This is a genomic window from Streptomyces sp. NPDC060000 (assembly GCF_042737375.1).
In the GTDB taxonomy this organism is placed as follows: Bacteria; Actinomycetota; Actinomycetes; order Streptomycetales; family Streptomycetaceae; genus Streptomyces.
Genome location: NZ_JBHWUU010000055.1, coordinates 1 through 16,686, shown reverse-complemented (window position 1 = coordinate 16,686; position 16,686 = coordinate 1). Strand labels below are relative to the sequence as shown.

16 protein-coding genes are annotated in these 16,686 nt (G+C 73.0%); 5 read left to right on the top strand and 11 right to left on the bottom strand.

The window, feature by feature from the left end; translation table 11 throughout:
• Nucleotides 1–51 precede the first annotated feature (51 nt).
• Together ACFWBB_RS26795 and ACFWBB_RS26790 are read right to left on the bottom strand one after the other, a co-directional pair.
• A complete protein-coding gene (locus tag ACFWBB_RS26795) occupies nt 52–654 on the bottom strand; it encodes a 3'-5' exoribonuclease domain-containing protein (RefSeq protein ID WP_385277404.1) in 603 nt (200 codons plus the stop codon).
• 44 nt (nt 655–698) lie between these two features.
• Nucleotides 699–2,147, bottom strand: coding sequence for an MFS transporter (locus ACFWBB_RS26790; protein WP_385277402.1), 1,449 nt, complete (start codon nt 2,145–2,147; stop codon nt 699–701).
• A gap of 101 nt (nt 2,148–2,248) precedes the next feature.
• Here ACFWBB_RS26790 and ACFWBB_RS26785 point away from each other — a divergent pair, with 101 nt between their 5' ends.
• Nucleotides 2,249–2,644 (top strand): winged helix-turn-helix transcriptional regulator, encoded by a 396-nt coding sequence (locus tag ACFWBB_RS26785; RefSeq protein ID WP_385277400.1) that lies wholly within the window; start codon nt 2,249–2,251, stop codon nt 2,642–2,644.
• Between the two features lie 4 nt (nt 2,645–2,648).
• Here the strand turns inward: ACFWBB_RS26785 and ACFWBB_RS26780 are convergent, their stop codons facing one another.
• The 4 genes from ACFWBB_RS26780 to ACFWBB_RS26765 form a co-directional block, all read right to left on the bottom strand.
• Nucleotides 2,649–3,071, bottom strand: coding sequence for an acyl-CoA thioesterase (locus ACFWBB_RS26780; protein WP_385277398.1), 423 nt, complete (start codon nt 3,069–3,071; stop codon nt 2,649–2,651).
• Nucleotides 3,072–3,122: 51 nt separating this feature from the next.
• Complete coding sequence (locus tag ACFWBB_RS26775) at nt 3,123–3,827, bottom strand: hypothetical protein (RefSeq protein ID WP_385277396.1); 705 nt, start codon at nt 3,825–3,827, stop codon at nt 3,123–3,125.
• Between the two features lie 47 nt (nt 3,828–3,874).
• Complete coding sequence (locus ACFWBB_RS26770) at nt 3,875–4,474, bottom strand: histidine phosphatase family protein (RefSeq protein ID WP_385277395.1); 600 nt, start codon at nt 4,472–4,474, stop codon at nt 3,875–3,877.
• 119 nt (nt 4,475–4,593) lie between these two features.
• Nucleotides 4,594–5,802: a pyridoxal phosphate-dependent aminotransferase gene (locus tag ACFWBB_RS26765; RefSeq protein WP_385277393.1), complete on the bottom strand. Its 1,209-nt coding sequence runs from the start codon at nt 5,800–5,802 to the stop codon at nt 4,594–4,596.
• Nucleotides 5,803–5,888: 86 nt separating this feature from the next.
• Here ACFWBB_RS26765 and ACFWBB_RS26760 point away from each other — a divergent pair, with 86 nt between their 5' ends.
• Nucleotides 5,889–6,548 carry a winged helix-turn-helix transcriptional regulator gene (locus ACFWBB_RS26760; protein WP_385277391.1) on the top strand — a complete coding sequence of 220 codons (660 nt, stop codon included), beginning with the start codon at nt 5,889–5,891 and terminating at the stop codon, nt 6,546–6,548.
• Between the two features lie 635 nt (nt 6,549–7,183).
• On the opposite strand, the gene ACFWBB_RS26755 is transcribed toward ACFWBB_RS26760, so the two are convergent.
• The 3 genes from ACFWBB_RS26755 to ACFWBB_RS26745 form a co-directional block, all read right to left on the bottom strand.
• Nucleotides 7,184–8,011 (bottom strand): hypothetical protein, encoded by an 828-nt coding sequence (locus ACFWBB_RS26755; RefSeq protein WP_385277389.1) that lies wholly within the window; start codon nt 8,009–8,011, stop codon nt 7,184–7,186.
• Nucleotides 8,011–9,291 carry a VWA domain-containing protein gene (locus ACFWBB_RS26750; RefSeq protein ID WP_385277387.1) on the bottom strand — a complete coding sequence of 427 codons (1,281 nt, stop codon included), beginning with the start codon at nt 9,289–9,291 and terminating at the stop codon, nt 8,011–8,013. The genes ACFWBB_RS26755 and ACFWBB_RS26750 overlap by 1 nt, the downstream gene beginning before the upstream one ends.
• A 112-nt stretch (nt 9,292–9,403) precedes the next feature.
• Nucleotides 9,404–10,921, bottom strand: coding sequence for an IucA/IucC family protein (locus tag ACFWBB_RS26745; RefSeq protein WP_385277385.1), 1,518 nt, complete (start codon nt 10,919–10,921; stop codon nt 9,404–9,406).
• A 101-nt stretch (nt 10,922–11,022) separates the two neighbouring features.
• On the opposite strand from ACFWBB_RS26745, the gene ACFWBB_RS26740 reads away from it, so the two are divergent.
• The 3 genes from ACFWBB_RS26740 to ACFWBB_RS26730 all read left to right on the top strand — a co-directional run bounded on the left by ACFWBB_RS26740 (nt 11,023) and on the right by ACFWBB_RS26730 (nt 15,494).
• Nucleotides 11,023–12,756 (top strand): IucA/IucC family protein, encoded by a 1,734-nt coding sequence (locus tag ACFWBB_RS26740; protein ID WP_385277383.1) that lies wholly within the window; start codon nt 11,023–11,025, stop codon nt 12,754–12,756.
• A 102-nt stretch (nt 12,757–12,858) separates the two neighbouring features.
• Nucleotides 12,859–14,400 (top strand): amidohydrolase, encoded by a 1,542-nt coding sequence (locus ACFWBB_RS26735; RefSeq protein WP_385277381.1) that lies wholly within the window; start codon nt 12,859–12,861, stop codon nt 14,398–14,400.
• A gap of 308 nt (nt 14,401–14,708) precedes the next feature.
• Nucleotides 14,709–15,494 (top strand): cobalt-precorrin-6A reductase, encoded by a 786-nt coding sequence (locus ACFWBB_RS26730; protein ID WP_385277379.1) that lies wholly within the window; start codon nt 14,709–14,711, stop codon nt 15,492–15,494.
• A gap of 51 nt (nt 15,495–15,545) precedes the next feature.
• Here the strand turns inward: ACFWBB_RS26730 and ACFWBB_RS26725 are convergent, their stop codons facing one another.
• Both ACFWBB_RS26725 and ACFWBB_RS26720 read right to left on the bottom strand, forming a co-directional pair.
• Nucleotides 15,546–16,220, bottom strand: a complete 675-nt coding sequence (locus ACFWBB_RS26725; protein ID WP_385277377.1) for a DUF305 domain-containing protein — start codon at nt 16,218–16,220, stop codon at nt 15,546–15,548.
• Nucleotides 16,221–16,317: 97 nt separating this feature from the next.
• A complete protein-coding gene (locus ACFWBB_RS26720) occupies nt 16,318–16,683 on the bottom strand; it encodes a DUF6153 family protein (protein WP_385277469.1) in 366 nt (121 codons plus the stop codon).
• Between the last annotated feature and the right edge of the window lie 3 nt (nt 16,684–16,686).

The following is a 16,686-nucleotide window of genomic DNA, read 5'->3' as shown; positions in this document are numbered from 1 at the left end:
GGGGTCGGAACGCGACGGACGTGACCCACCCGATGGAGGCGGGGGAGGAGCTCACCGGGACGAGCCGGGCCCCGGCCACGCCATGAGGTTCGCGAGCAGCTCGGCCTGTTCGACGGCGTCGTCCAGCGCATGGTGCGTGTGGGGGCGCCTCGACAGCAGCTCCGCCGGCATCGTCCGCTTCGCCACCGCCCGCAGCGGCACCCCCGCCTTGGTGGCGTACAGCGTCTTCATGTCGAGGCAGCCGGAGTGTCCGAAGGGGCTCTCCCCGGTGAAGCGGATCAGGTACCAGTAGAGGAACGTCCAGTCGTACGAAGCCGGGTAGCCGCACATCACCGGCTGGGCGCCGTCGCTCACCTCGCGCACCCAGCAGGTGAACTGGGCGAGCGCCAGGGCGGGTTCGAGCCCTTCCTTGACCAGACGACCCCGGTCGAGACCGCTCACGGCCAGGGCCTCGGGGGCGAACTCGTCGCTGATCGGACGCAGTTCACGGTAGAAGGTCTGCCGGGTGGGATCGGCCGCGGTGAACCCGTCGGCGTCCTGCCGCCCCGCGACCGCGGCGCCCAGGCTCAGCAGCGAGTACGGCCCCGGGATCGGACCGTCCGCCTCGACGTCGACGGAGATGTAGAGGCTGGGTTTCACACGTCGTGCGGACATGGAACCGGAGCATCGCAGGACCGCACGGCCTCGCGCATCCGAATTCAGCGCCCGCCCCGCTCCGGCCGCCTCGTCCGCAGTACCGTCACCGCCAGCAGCAGCGCTGCCGCCGCGAGGACGGACGCCACCCGGAACGCCAGCTGGTAGCCCTCCGCCGTGGCCGGCAGCAGGTGTGTGCCCCCGTCGAGCAGGTCGTCGGTACGGCTCGCGGCCAGGGTCGACAGGACCGCCAGGCCGAGCGAACCACCCACCACCTGCGTGGTGTTGAAGAGTCCGGACGCCAGGCCCCCGTCCTCCTCCCGTGCTCCCGACATGGCCAGCCCCGTCAGCGCGGGCATCGCGGCGGCGAAACCGGCGGCCATCAGCAGCATGGGCGGGAGGAAGTCGGCGGCGTACGAGCCGTCGGCCGGTGCGCGGCTCAGCAGCGCCATCCCGGCGGTGATCAGCAGCAGACCGGCCGACAGGACGCGGTACGGGCCGAAGCGGTCGATGGTCCGCGCGGAGAGGACCAGCATCAGCAGGCCGATCGCGATCGGCGCGGGCAGGAACGCCGTACCGGTCGCCAACTCGCTGTAACCGAGGACGCGTTGCAGATACAGCGCACCGATGAACTGGAACCCGTACATCGTCGCGATCATCAGGACCTGGACGGCGTTCGCCCCGCTGAGCAGCCGGGAGCCGAACAGCCGCAGGCGCAGCAGCGGGCGCTCGGCCCGGGCCTGGCGGAGGACGAACCCCGTGAACAGGGCCGCGGCGAGCAGGGCGAGGAGAGCTGTGGCGGTGGCGTCGCGGCCGCCGGCGCCGACGATGACGTACACCGTCAGCATGAGTGCGCTCGTGACCAGGGCCGCGCCCGGGTAGTCGGCGCCCCTGCCGAGCCCGGCGCCCTTCTCCGGCGCGAGGACGCGGACGGCCGCGAACCAGGCCACGATGCCGATCGGCAGGTTGATGAGGAAGATCCAGTGCCAGCTGAGGAGTTGGGTCAGCGCCCCGCCGAGGAACGTGCCGAGTGCGCCGCCCGCCGCGCCGACAGCGCTGAACACCGCGATGGCACGGGCCTGTTCACGCGGCTCGGGGAAGAGCGTCACGAGCATGCCCAGAACCACCGCCGAGGTCATCGCCCCGCCGACACCCTGCAGGGCACGCGCGGTGACGAGCACCTCCTGGCCGGTGGCGACCCCGCACAGCACGGACGCCGCGGTGAAGACGGCGAGGCCCGCCGTGAACATCCGCTTGCGTCCCACCAGGTCGCCGAGCCGGCCGACCAGCAGGAGCAGACCGCCGAAGGGGATGAGATAGGCGTTGACGACCCAGGCCAGACCCGGGCCGCTGAACCCGAGGTCGTTCTGGATGGCGGGCATGGCCACGGTGACGATGTTGCCGTCCAAAATCGTCATCAGGGTGCCCGCGCAGAGGACGACGAGGGATGCCCAGCGGGAGTACGTTCGTGTCGGTGTCGGTGTCGGTGTCGGGGACTCGACGATGTCGGTCATGGCGGCGTGGTCTCCACATTCTCCAGGGCAACCCTTGGTGCACGACTTGTAACGGGGTCCATCGTGGATAACCATGGAGAGCGGCATAAGGAGGCACTTCGATGTCACAGGGGAACACCGGTGTTACCTCACAGGTCGTGAACGCGCACGCCTGCCCGGTACGAGAGGTTCTTGACAGGGTGTCGGGGAAATGGAGCGTGCAGATCCTCGTCGCGGCGGCGCACGGCCCCATCCGCTTCACGGAGCTGGAGCGCAGCATCGAGGGCATCAGCCGTCGCATGCTGACCCTGACCCTGCGCAACCTGGAGCGCGACGGGCTCGTCACCCGCACGGTGCATCCGACGGTGCCACCGAAGGTCGAGTACGAACTGACGTCGGTGGCGGACGAGTTGCACGAGACTCTGCAACGTCTGACGAACTGGGCCGAGCGCAACAGGGTCTACATCGCCGAGGCGCGGGCGGCCTATGACACCGAGCGGGAGAGCGAGCCGGTGTGAACCGCTACAGCCCGAACAGACTCGGATCGTTGGCCATCTCCTTGAAGTAGTCCTGCGGGTTGGTGACCATCCGGCGCTTCTCCAGGTCCAGTAGCCCGCCGACCGAGCTGAGTTGGGCGGAAACCGTGCCGTCCGCCTTGCGGATGGTCTGCTCGATCCGGAACGTCTTTCCGCCGCCCCACTCGAAGACGCAGGTCACGTCGACCTCGTCGCCGGCCAGGAGTTCGCGCTGGTAGCGGATGGTCGTCTCCAGGGCGACCGGGCCGACCCCCTTGGCGACCAGGCCGGCCTGGCTGATGCCGGCGGCCTGCAGCAGCGACCAGCGGGCGTGTTCCGCGTAGTTGATGTACACGCTCTGGTTGAGGTGGCCCTGCACGTCGGTCTCGTATCCGCGTACGGTGATCCGGACGGAGAACGGCTCGCTCACGGTGTCCCCTTCTCGATGTCGGTGGCCTGCCCATCGATCTTGGCATGTCCCTCATGCCCGGCGTGGGGAAGCCAGCAGATAGCGCGTTCTCGCCCGGCGGTCGGTGTGCTCGCCGGCCTGCCAGCCCGCCGTCTCCAGGGTGGCCGCGCAGGCCCGCAGTGACGCGTCGTCCGGCCCGTGCACGGCGACCGCCTCCGGTTGCGGGGTCGCCCGCACCCGGTAGCCGTCGGTGCCCTCGGGCCCGGCGGGGCGGTGACCGGCCGCCTCCAGGGCGAGCGCGGCGGCCCGCACGAGGTGGGTGCGCTCCCAGCCGCACGGCCGGCCGGTGTCCCCGTCCGGGTTGGTCATCCGGCGCAGTTCGAGCAGCCCCTGCCAGGCGCTGTGCACCTCGCGGGTCCGGGAGGGCGCGGACGCCCCGCCGTCCTCCTCGCCGCCGACGCGCGCCGCGAACACACCCGTGTCCGCCGCCGTCGGCTCGGGGTGAGCCCGGGAAGCGGCTTGCCCGGCGGTCTCCGCAGCGGTTCCGGTGGTTGCCTCGGGCGCCGGGACGTCCTCCCGTACCGGGTACGGGACGTCCTCCCGTATCCGGTGCCCCGCCGGTGTCAGGAAGTGGTCGTGCGGCGGGCGGGGGTGCCGGAAGGCGAGCCCCTGCCGCACCAGCGCCGCGAGCTGCGGCTGCGTACCCCGCAGCCGCCCGGTGACCGGGTCGGCGGCCTCGATCACACGCCGCTGGGCGGCGGTCGGCGGTCGGGTCACGGCATGCTCCCTCCGAGTGCTGTCCCCGGCGGGGACCTGCTCGAAGGCTACGGCCCGGGTCTGACATTCCAGGCGGCGATCACCGGCCGCCCGTGCTCCGTGCCCAGTCGGCACAGCGTTCCCGTCGTCAGCTGGAACAGGGCTCCCGCCGACGCGGGCAGGCCGAGCCGGCGGGCGGTCAGCACCCGCAGGAAGTGTCCGTGCGCCACCAGCACCACGCACCCCTCGGTGTCGGCGTGGGCCGCGTCCACCTGGTCCAGCACCCGGTCGGCCCGTTCGCCGACCTGCTCGGGCGTCTCCCCGGGATGGTCGGGCGGGCCGGGCGTGACCCCGTCCGTGAAGAGGAACCAGCCCGGTCGCGTCCGCTGGATGTCGACCGTCGTGACGCCCTCGTAGCCGCCGTAGTCCCACTCCCGCAGACCGGCGTCGATCCGGGCCCCGTGCAGTCCGATCAGCTCCGCCGTCTCCCGCGCCCGCCGCGCCGGGCTCACGAACGCGGCCCCGATCCGGAGCGAGCGGATCAGCGGCACCAGCCTTCGTGCCTCGTCCCGGCCGTGCTCGGTGAGCGGGACGTCCGTCGATCCGGTGTGCCGGCCCGAACGCGACCACTCGGTCTCGCCGTGCCGCACGAGAAACAGGTCGCCCACGCGCGCGTACCCCTTCCTGTGGTGCCTCCCAGCACCGTGACACAGGACCCGGGCGCGCGCATGCCGACGATCGAGGTGTGCGGGAGGAGGACGGCCCGACGGTCCCACCGCCCGGCTCGCTACTGCCGGTACCCGCTGAGGAATCGCCCGATCCGGCCGATCGCCGCCTCCAGGTCGTCCGCGTACGGCAGGGTCAGGATGCGGAAGTGGTCCGGGGTCGGCCAGTTGAAGCCCGTGCCCTGGACGACCTGGATCTTCTCCCGCAGGAGCAGGTCCAGGACGAACTTCTCGTCGTCGTGGATCGGATGCACCTTGGGATCGATGCGGGGGAACGCGTACAGCGAGCCCTTCGGCTTCACGCAGGACACGCCGGGGATCTCGTTGAGCTTCTCCCACGCCACCGTGCGCTGCTCGTGCAGGCGGCCGCCGGGCGCGGTCAGCTCGTGGATGGACTGGCGGCCGCCGAGCGCGGCCTGGATGGCGTACTGCGCGGGCGCGTTGGCGCACAGCCGCATGGACGCCAGCATGGTCAGGCCCTCCAGATAGTTCCTGGCGTGCTGCTTCGGGCCGGTGACCACCAGCCAGCCCGACCGGAAGCCGGCCACCCGGTACGTCTTGGACAGGCCGCAGAAGGTCAGGACGACCAGGTCGGGGGCGAGCGCGGCGACCGAGTGGTGCACGGCGTCGTCGTACAGGATCTGATCGTAGATCTCGTCGGCGAAGACCATCAGGCCGTGCCGACGGGCGAGGTCGAGGATGCCCTCGAGGATCTCCTTCGGGTAGACCGCGCCGGTGGGGTTGTTCGGGTTGATGATGACCACGGCCTTGGTACGGTCCGTGATCTTCGACGCCATGTCGTCCAGGTCCGGGTACCAGTCGGCCTGCTCGTCGCAGAGGTAGTGGACCGCCTTGCCGCCGGCGAGGGTCGTGACGGCCGTCCACAGGGGGAAGTCGGGGGCCGGGATGAGGATTTCGTCGCCGTCCTCGACCAGTGCCTGTACGGCCATCGAGATCAGCTCGGAGATGCCGTTGCCGAGGAAGACGTCGTCGACGCCGACCTCCAGGCCCAGCGTCTGGTAGCGCCCCGCCACCGCGCGGCGGGCCGAGAGGATGCCGCGCGAGTCCGTGTATCCGTGCGCCTGGGGGAGCATCCGGATCATGTCCTGGAGGATCTCCTCCGGCGCCTCGAAGCCGAAGAGTGCGGGGTTGCCGGTGTTCAGGCGCAGGACGCTGTGGCCCGCCGCCTCCAGTGCGTCGGCGTGCTCGATGACCGGGCCGCGGATCTCGTAACAGACCTCGCTCAGCTTGTTCGACTGCCGGAACTCCATGCGCGCTCGCCCTCCGGTTCGTTGTGTTGCTTGGTTTTACCAAGTTCCAGCTTGGAAAGTCCAACGACATGTCTAGACTGCGTGCCATGTCACCTCGCCGAAGCTACGACCAGTACTGTTCCGCAGCCCGCGCGCTCGACGCCGTCGGCGACCGCTGGACCTTGCTGATCGTCCGGGAGCTGCTCGCCGGCCCGCGCCGTTACACGGACCTGCACGCCGATCTGCCCGGGGTGAGCACGGACGTGCTCGCCTCACGGCTGAAGGACATGGAGCGGGACGGGCTGGCCACCCGGCGCAGGCTGCCTCCTCCGGGCGCCGCCTACGTGTACGAACTCACCCGGCGTGGCGGTGAGTTGCTGCCCGTGCTCCAGGCCCTGGGGAAGTGGGGTGAGGGTGAACTCGGTGAGCGCCGGCCCACCGACGCCCTGCGCGCGCACTGGTTCGCGCTGCCCCTGTTGCGCGGGCTCGCAGGCGAGGAGGCCGAGGATGCGGCCGGGAGTGGGGGTGCGGGCCTCGTCGAAGTCCGGCTTGACGAAGGGGACTTCCACTTGTACGTCGGCGCGGAGGACGGTCCGGTGTACGGCGAAGGGCCCGCGCCCGGGGAGCCCGACGCGCGGCTCGTCCTCGACGCCGACACCTGCACGGCGGTCGCGCAGGGCGAGTTGAGCCTGCTGGACGCGGTACGCGCCGGACGGATCGAGGTCGCCGGCGACAGCCCTCTGGCCAAAGCGCTGAGGGAGGCCTGAGCGTACGCGCAAAGGCGCGGATGGGGGGGCTGGGCATGGTCGCCGAGTGTGGCTCCCCGACGACCGTGGCCACGGTGTCGAACGCCTGCGCAGGGACGATCTACCAGACGGGCGGCGGGCCGGGCGGAATGACGGACGGCAGGCCGGGCGAACGGCGGGGGCAGAGTGCGTGCGGGGCGCCGCAGGGCGGCCGGACGGGGACCGCAGGCCGGGGACGGTGAGGGGCGGGAGGCTGGGCCGGGCGAAGGCGGGGGGCCGGGCTCGGCGAGGGGCGGCGGGCCCGGGCTCGGCGGTGGGCAGGGTGCGCGCGGGGCGCCGCAGGGCGGGGCCGGTGAGGGGCGGGAGGCTGGGCTCGGCGAGGGGCGGCGGGCCCGGACTCGGCGGCGGGCAGGGTGCGCGCGGGGCGCCGCAGGGCGGGTGCGCACGGGGACCGCAGGGCAGGTCCGGCCAGGGGCGGCAGGCCGGGCCGGGCGAGGGACGAGCCGGTGCGCACTGCGACCGCAGGGCGGGTCCGGCGAGGGGCGGCAGGCCAGGCCGGGTGCGCACGGCGACCGCAGGGCGGGGCCAAGGGGGGCGGCGGGCAAATGCCCGCCGCTGGGTTGCGGCGGGCCTTCCGGTGAGGCGTCAGGTGAGGGTCAGGCGCCCGGCGGTACGTGTCGTGGCCGTCCCGAACCCCGCGTCAGCGTGTACCCGCCGATTCCGGCGAGGGCGGCCAGTACCGCGCCGATCGCGGTCCAGACCCACCGGTCGGACCACCAGCCGGACGCCCAGCCGTCGTCCGGCTCGATGCTCGACAGCACGGCCGAGGCCGACGAATCGTCCTTCTGCGCCTCGGACTTGACGGCGATGCCGGGAACCAGTGGCTTCGCCAGCGAACCGTCGACGGCCGCGGCACCCCCGATGTCCTTCGAGTCCACCCGCAGTTCCGCGCTGATTGGCAGGCCCAGGTCGGCCGCCTTCAGGCCGAGAACCGTCAACCGGACGTAGTAGGTGCCCGGCAGCGGGTCGTCCGCCCACGGCTCCGACCAGGCGCGGACCGTGCGCAGCACACAGGCCAGCTCCACCGAGGCCGTGCCCTGGGCGGCGGTGCGCGTCTGGGCCCCGTACTGGCAGGCCTGGCGGCGGCGCAGACCGTCGTACACGTCGACCTGCCAGGTCTGCGTGGTGTGGTTCCCGGGCAGCTTCACCGTCGCCTTGACGGTGGGACGCTGGCCGGTGTCCGCCGGGAACGACCAGTAGAGGTAGTCACCCGCGGAACCGCTCGCCGTCGCCGTCTGCCCCTGGTCGATCTCCGTCGCCGTACGGAACGACGTGCCCGCCTCGGTCGGCGCGGAACTGCCGTCGGACGGACTCGCCGACGGGGTGGAGTCGGCCGCGGCCGATGCTGCCGCCGGACCGAGCGCCAGCCCGAGCACCGGACCGAGCGCCAGCAGGGTGCCGCTCAACATACGTGTGATACGCATCAGTTGGTCCTCCAGACCGCGAACCGCCAGCGTGACACCCAGCCCCACAGCAGACCCGCGAGGAAGCCGAACAGCACCAGGACACCCAGCAGCCACCAGCCGCGTCCGAGGCCGAAGGCGGCCACGTCACTCGCCTGCGACGGGCTGTCGACCACGTCCACGGTCAGCTCCAGCGGCATGCCGGGCGTGGTCTTCACCCCCGAGGCCGCCGAGTAGGAGTTGGTCACCTGCACGCACACCGTCTCGGCTGGGGGTCCCCCCTCTGAGGGAGCCTCGTCGTCGTCGCTCTCTGCCCTGGGGTAGCGCAGCCCGGTCGAGATGACGTCGGTACGGCCGTTGCCGGCCGCCTCGCCGCGCACGATCTCCCGGCCGTGCACCGTGACCGCCCGCAGCAGCACCCCGTAGTCGGGGTTCATGGCCCGGTCCGCCGACACGCTCACCGAGGCACGCAGCTCCTGGCCCGGTTCGACGTCGACCTTGTACCAGCGCTCCTGGCCGAACTCCTCACGGTCGGTGTACAGCCCGGACTTCAGCGCCGGCGCCGCCGCGCAGGAGGCCGCGCCCTCGGTGGCGACGGGCGTCACCACGGGGTCGGCGGCCCGGTCGACCAACTGGTTGACGCGGTCGGTGAGTTCGTCGGTGTGCTCCACCGAGGTGTAGGTACCGCCGGTCGCCTCGGCGATGCAGCTGAGCTGCTGCCGCATCTTGACGTTGGGCACCAGGCCGAGGGTGTCGATCGTCAGGCCGATGCCCTTGGCCGCGATCTCACGGGCCACCTCGCACGGGTCGAGCGGCGCGCAGGTGTCCTCCCCGTCGCTGATCAGCACGATGCGCTTGGAGCCGGTGCCGCCGTCGAGATCGCCGGCCGCCTTCAGCAGGGCGGGACCGATCGGCGTCCAGCCGGTCGGCGACAGGGTCGCCACCGCCGTCTTGGCCTCGGTCCGGTCCAGCGGGCCGACCGGGTAGAGCTGCGCGGTGTCCTTGCAGCCCGTCTTCTGGTCGTCGCCCGGGTAGTTGGCGCCGAGGGTGCGGATGCCGAGAAGAACGTTCTCCGGGGTCGCGTCCAGCACCTCGTTGAATGCCTGCTTGGCCGCGGCCATCCGCGTCCCGCCGTCCATGTCCTTCGTCCGCATCGAACCGCTGACGTCTAGGACCAGGTCGACCTTGGGCGCGGTGGCGGTGGTCTCGTCGGCGACCGCCCCGGCCGGGAACGCGATCCCGGCCGTGAGCGCGGCGAGCAGGGCGCAGACGCCCGCCGCCAGCCGTTGTGTTCTGATCATCGGCGGATCCTATTGATCAGAAGCGTCCCGCCACAAAACGGCGACGGGACCGGTCGCGGGACCGGTCCCGGTTCCGGGTGCCGTAGCGGCTGCCGAGTTGTGATCAGATCGCCTATGGCGTCAGTGGGTTGGGCAGGCAGGCCCACTGGTCGCCGGGCATCCCCGCCGACAGCCGCATCAGCGTCAGCGCCTTCGTCGGAAGCGGTTCCTCGCGCAGCGCGATGAGGTCCGGCGAGTGCGGGAGATCCCGTACGGCCGTCTCCAGGGCTGCCCGCAGGGTCTCCCGGCTCCCCGCCGTCGCGGCCAGCGCGCCCGCCACCAGGGAACCGAACAACTTGCGCCGCAGCGCGATCACGTCGTCCGTGCGGATCCGCCCGGGCAGCTCGTCCGGCAGCGGGATGCCATGCCGGGCCAGCCGGGCCGGGCTGACCCGGATGTCGGCCAGGTCGCGGTAGACCAGCCGCAGCGGGGCCCCCGACGCCGACAGCACGACCAGCAGGTTCTGGCCGTGCGCCTCCAAGGCCACGCCCAGTTCGAGCAGACGCAGCCCGACGGTGAGCGCCAGACGCGTGAAGTCCGCCAACCAGTCCGGCGAGCGGGGAAGTTCGGTTCCGGCGAGGGCGGCCACCGGGACGACATGCTCGCCCGGCGCCCCGAACACGCGTGGCGACTCACGGAACACGGCCGCCAGATCGGAGGAGTGGGCGGTGGCCGCGCCCAGGGTGCGGGTCGTGTGCAGCAGGCCGTCGGCGCGCGGGGTCAGGGTCTCCGCGAACGCCGACAGGGCCGCGGAGGCGGCGATGGAGCCGACGGAGATGTCCCGGACGGAGGACGTCAGCCGGGTGCTCAGCGCGGTCTTGACGTGCGGGCCGTCGGGAAGCGCGAGCGTGCGCAACGACATCAGCGGATGCGCTCCGACCCCCTTCTCGCAGGAGCGCTTGAGCACATGCGCGGCCTGCCACGGATGGACCGGGATCACCAGCCTGGTCCCGTCCCACAGCTCCCGGGGCCACTCACCCGACACCAGACACTCACCGGCCGGCACCGGCAGCAGTCCCAGCCGCACCGACGGCCGGTGCTCGGGACCGTACGCCAGCTGCTCGGCCACCGAGAACCCCGGCCTGGAGCGGCAGTTGGGATGGTACGGATGCCCGTCGACCACCCGCTGCTCCCACTCCCAGTCGTGCGCCGGCCACTCGCCCGGGTCCCGCAAGGAGGTGACGCCGGGCTCCTGTCCGGCCCGCGACAGCGCCAACGACGCGACACTGTGGCCGAGTTCGGCGGCGAAGCCGGCACCGTGCGGCACCGCCAGTTCCGTCATCAGCCGCGCCGGATCGTCGTACGCCACCGCGTTCAGTCGTACGTCCGTCACGTAGGCGGCGGTCGCGTACGGATCCGCGCGGGGGCCGTGCAGACGGCGGCCGTCACGCAGCCGCAGCAGGCTCCCCCCGCCGGACTCCTCCCGCCGCGCGATCCACGGCAGCGGCTCGTGGACGAGCGCCCGCCACAGCCGGGTCAGCACGGCCGCCCTGGCCCCGGGCAGCGCGGCCGCGAACCGTGGGCCGAGAGCCGGACGTACGGCGGCCAGTTCCGTGGCCAGCTCTGCCTCGGCGGTGGGGGGAGGGTGCACGGGTGGGCTCCTGAGGGTGCGGGTACGACGTCACTGAGGGGCCGTGACGACGCGATAATGATCGTCTCCGCCCAGCAGAACCGTAGGGAACCAGGGAACCAGTGGATCGCGTGGACCTCATCCCCCCGCCCGCCGAGGCCACGGCGTCCGCCGACGGCATCGCCGAGCGCGCCGACGCCTGTGCGGCCGCGCCGCTGCTCAACTGTCTGCTGAGGGAGGTCGCCGAACCGCTGCCCGGCCCGCCGGGAAGCGACGGCCGACTCGTGTACCGGCTGCCCGGAGGTGAGGGGCGGTCCGGGGGCGGCGGGTCGCTCGGCCGTGGCCGGGCGTCGGGCGGGGGCGGGGGTGGGTCGCACGGCGGTGACTCGCCGCCCGGCGGTGACCGGATGCCCGGCGGTGACCGGCTGCCCGGTGGTGAGCGGGCTCTCGGCGGTGACCGGCTGCCCGGTGGGGGACCCTCGTACGGCGGTGGGCGGCTGCTGCGTGTGCGGGGTGGTCGGCGGCCTGCCGAGCCCGAGGTGTATGTGGCGGGTGCCTGGCGCCGCCTCGGTTATGGCGAGCTCGTCGAACTGGTCGCCGAGGTACTGGGGGCGCACACCGGGCTGTCCAACGACGAGCTGCCCGCCGAGATGACCGACAGCCGGGACGCGGTGGCCGCGATGCTCGCCGCACGCGCGCGTGCCACCCCGCCGGCCGGCCGCTATCTGCGCTCCGAGCAGTCCCTCATCACCGGTCACCCCCACCATCCCGCCCCGAAGGCGCGCGGTGGCGGACCGCCGGCCGGCTGGCTGCCGTACGCCCCGGAGGCGTACGCCCGCTTTCCGCTGGTCCTGCTCGGCCTGCGCGAGGACGCGGTCGTCGAGGAGGGCGACACCTGTGCGCTGGACACCCTCGGTGCGGCCCCGCCCGGCTACCGGCTGCTGCCCGCCCACCCCTGGCAGCTCGAGCTGGCCGGCCGGGCACTCGCGCCCGCCTTCGCCGACGGCCGCCTGGTCCGGCTCGGCACGACCGCCTTCGAGGCCTGGCCGACGGCCGCCGTACGGACGCTGTACGCACCCGAGCGGGACCTGTGCCTGAAGTTCAGCCTCGACGTCCGCATCACCAACGACATCCGCCGGCTGTGGCTCCACGACCTGCTGAAACTGCGCCGGACCGACGAGGCTGCGGTCCGGGCCTTCGAGACGGACCCGAGCCGTGCGGCCCGCGGGGCGGCGGTCTGGCTGAGCGACCGCGGCTACCGCACCGCCGACTTCGCCTTCGAGGAACTCGCCGTACTGGTCCGTGACGGGTTGGAGGACCGTCTCCTGCCCGGCGCGACCCCGCTGCTCGCCGCGGGCCTCGCGGAGGGCTTCGACGGCAGCCCGCTGGCCACCGCCCCGGACCCGGCGGCCTGGTGGGAGGCCTATCTGACGGCCGTCGTCCCTCCGGTGCTGAGCGCCTTCGCCGACCACGGCGTCGTCCTCGAGGCGCATCTGCAGAACACCCTGGTCGCCGTCGACGCCGACGGCACCCCCGTCCAGGCCCTGTTCCGGGACGCCGAGGGCGTGAAACTGCTGCCGGACGTCGAGCGGGCGGCCGGCTGGGAGCGACTGGTGTACTGCCTGGTCGTGAACCATCTGTGGGAGGTCGCGGCGGCTCTCGCCGAGTGTCACCCCGGCCTCGACCCGTGGCCCGCCGTGCGTCGCGAGCTGGCCCGTCACGACCTCCCCGAGGCTGCCGCCCTGCTCACCGCGCCCACCCTGCCGGGCAAGACGAACCTGCTGCTGCGCTGGACGGGCGCGGACGGCGCCGACGCCCGCTATCTGCCGCTACCGAACCCCCTCCTCCTCCGGTGAGGCCGACCCGGGGACGGAATCCCGATCAGTAGATAAGGTTCCCTAAATTTGCCTGGTGGGGTGCCGGTTCGACGAGGGGTGCCCGTCCTGGACGGAGGCTCCATGGAGGACTACGCAGGCGTCCGGCGCGGGCGCCCGGCGGAAGAGCTGTCCCCGGCGTGCGAACTGACCCTCGACCGGGTGCGGCTCGGCGCCGGCGGGCCGCTCACCCGGCTGCGGATCGCGGGCGGCAGGATCACCCATGTCGTCGCGGAGGCGCAGACCGGGGGACGAGCCGTCGCGGCCGACGGCGAGCGGGTCCTCGACCTGGACGGGCGGGTGCTGCTGCCGGGCCTGTGGGACGCCCATGTCCACATGGCGGAGTGGGCGAGCGCCCGGCACCGCCTGGACCTCGCCGGAACCGCCTCCGCGCGGGCCGTCGCCGACCTCGTGCGGCGGCGCGCCGGCGCGGCGGGCGACGGCACGGTGCTCTTCGGGTACGGGTTCCGGGACGGGCTGTGGCCCGACGCCCCGCACAAGCGGCTCCTCGACGCGGTCCTGCCCGACCGGCCGGTCGCCCTGGTCAGCGCCGATCTGCACGCCGCGTGGCTGAACTCCGCCTGCCTCGCCCTCGTCGGCCGGGGCGACCACCCCACCGGCCTGGTCAGGGAGACCGAGTGCCACGAGGTTCTGGCCGCCCTCCCCAAGGCGCCGGCCGCCGTGGTCGACGGGTGGATCGCGGACGCCTGCGAGGCCGCCGCCGCGCGCGGGGTCACCGGCGTCATCGACTTCCAGTACGGCGACACGGTCGCGGACTGGGAACGGCGCTCGGCCGCGTTCCGGCCGGCCGTGCGGGTGTCGGCCGCCGTCTATCCGAGCCTTCTGGACGCGGCCGTGGAGCGTGGACTGCGTACGGGTGGCGAGGTCGGCGCGCGGGGCGGCCTGGTGCGGGTGGGCCCGCTGAAGCTCTTCACCGACGGCTCGCTCAACACCCGTACCGCCCTGTGCCGCGACCCCTATCCGAGTCTCGAGGGCACGCACGGGTCGCACGGTGTCGAGGAGACGTCACCGGGCGAACTGGTGCGGCTCATGCGCCGGGCCGCCGCGCACGGCATCGAACCCGCGGTGCACGCCATCGGCGACCACGCCAACACGGTGGCCCTGGACGCCTTCGAGGCCGTGCGCTGCCGCGGCCGGATCGAGCACGCCCAGTTGCTGAGCCCCGAGGATTTCCCGAGGTTCGCGCGGCTGGGTGTCACGGCGGGGGTGCAGCCCCGGCACGCCACGGACGACCGTGACGTGGCGGACCGGCACTGGGCCGGACGCACCGGGCGTGCCTTCGCCTACGCCGATCTGCTCGCCGCCGGGGCACGTCTCGAGTTCGGTTCCGACGCCCCGGTCTCGCCGCTGGACCCGTGGCTCGCCATCGCCTCGGCCGTCGGCAGGACCGATGACGAACGCCCCGCCTGGCACCCGGAGCAGCGCCTGGCCGTCCCGGACGCACTGGTCGCGGCGGCCCGCGGACGCCGGCTCATACGGGTGGGAGACCGGGCCGACCTGGTGGTCGTGGACGTGGACCCGTCGGAGGCCGACACGGACACCCTGCGCGCCATGCCCGTGCACGCCACGATGACGGACGGACGCTGGACCCACGGGCCGTACTGAGACGGCCGCACACGTCCGCGCGGGCGCCCGTCGTCGCGGCGGACCCCGGGCCCGGGAGGGGCCGTATCCTCCGGGCCCGGGGAAGTTCACCGGTGGGCAGGGACTCCACGGCGACGTCGAGACCGCCGTCCGCGCCGGGGTCGAGCGCGCGGACCCGTGAGACGTTGACTTCAAGTGAAGCGGGGCGGGTCAATGCCCGGTTGCCGCGCGAGGCGCCGTCGTTCGCGGACGGGTGTGCTTCAGTGGGGCGCTGCGGACGTCCCGGCCTCGCCGCTCCTGCCTCACCCTTCGGAAGGGAACCGGACCTCGTGCACGTACTGATCCTGGGCGGAACCTCCGAGGCCCGTCGCCTCGCCGAACTTCTGGCGGCGGACGCCAGGCCCGGGCTGCGCGTGACGAACTCCCTGGCCGGACGCGTGGCCGCGCCCCGAATGCCGCCCGGCGAGGTACGCGTGGGCGGCTTCGGCGGATCCGACGGGCTGGCCGCGTGGCTGGGCGGTCACGAGGTAGACGCGCTGATCGACGCCACCCACCCCTTCGCCGGCACCATGAGTCTTCACGCGGCGAAGGCCGCCGCCTCCGCGCGCGTTCCTCTGCTCGCGCTGCGCCGCCCCGGCTGGACCCCGGTGGCGGGAGACAGCTGGCACGAGGCCGGTTCCCTGGCGGAGGCCGCCGAACTGCTGCCCTCGCTGGGCCGGCGGGTGTTCCTCACCACCGGGCGCATGGGACTGGCCGCCTTCACCGCCCTGGACGACCTGTGGTTCCTCGTACGGTCCGTCGACGCACCCGGGGTGCCGGCCCCGTCCCGTACGGAGGTGCTGCTCGACCGCGGGCCCTTCACGCTCGACGGGGAGCGTGAGCTGCTGCGCCGTCACCGGATCGACGTCGTCGTGACCAAGGACAGCGGGGGAGCGGCCACCGCCCCGAAACTGACCGCCGCCCGTGAGGCGGGGCTGCCCGTGGTCGTGGTGCGCAGGCCGCCAGGACCCACGGGTGTGCCGGTCGTGACCACACCGGAGGAGGCGCGGGACTGGGTGCGGGAAGCGGCGGCCCTGGCACCGGGTCCGGTGCCCGCCGAACGGCAGTCCGAGTAGACGAGCGGGAGCGGAGGGGGCCGGTACGGGAAACCGGCCCCCCGCGCACGGTCAGCTCTTGCCGAGGAGCTTGTTCATCTCGGCGATCTCCGCGGTCTGCGCGGTGATGATGCCGTCGGCCATGGAGGTGGCGGGCTCGTACTCACCCTTGTTCTTCTCGGTGCCGGCCATGTCCACGGCGCCCTTGTGGTGCTCGATCATCATCGTGAGGAACATGGTGTCGAAGTCCGTGCCGGACGCCTTCTCGAGCATTTCCATGTCCGAGCCGTCCATCATGCCGGGCATACCGGACCCGGCCGGGTGGTCCATGCCGGGCATGGATTTCGCGGTGCCGCCGGATGCGGCCGGGACGTCCTCGCCCCAGGACGTCAGCCAGCCGCTCATGGTCCTGATCTCCGGGTCCTGCGCCTTCTCGATGCGCGAGGCGAGGTCCTTGACCTGGGCGGAGGAGGCCCGGTCGGCGGCGAGCTCCGCCATCTCCAGGGCCTGCCGGTGGTGCGGGATCATGCCCTGCGCGAAGGTCGCGTCCTGCGCGTTGTGCGCGCCGGCTGTGGCGTCGGCCGTGGTGCCGGCTCCTGCGGGCGCCGACGCGGAGCTGTCGCTGCCCGCGTCACCGCTGCTGTCGCTGTCCCCGCCGCTGTTGCCGCAGGCGGCGAGGGCGAGTACGGCGCCGACGGACACGGCCCCGAGGACGGCGCGGCGGGTCAGGGTACGAGTGTTGCGCATGCTGGAACTCCTGCTTGCAGTGTGTTTCACGAAGGGGATCCGGACGTGCCGAGGCGCACCACGTCGCTGTGTCATGGACGTGGCGCGGCGCGTGTGTCTAGATCCGCAGGAGTTGGAGTTCCGCCAGCGACGGTGGCGCGCGGGCGCCGTCCGGGGCCCCGGACGCGTACGAGCGGACCGTGTCCGCACGGGCGGGGACGGCCACCGGGTCGGGTACCAGGGCGGGCTGGGCCGGTGTGCCGCTCACCGCGGCCGCCACACAGGTCGGGTCGGCGTGGTGGAGGTGTCCGCCGCCGCAGTCCCCGTCGTCTCCTGGGCAGCCGTCATGAGCGCTGACCGCGGCGGTCGTCGTCGACGGTGGGCCGGCGTGTTCGTGAACCGTGCCGCCCGGAGCCAGGGCGTGCATGGCGAGCAGCCCTGCCAGCAGCCCGAGCACGAGCAGCGCCTTGCGCCACCGCGGCAAGGG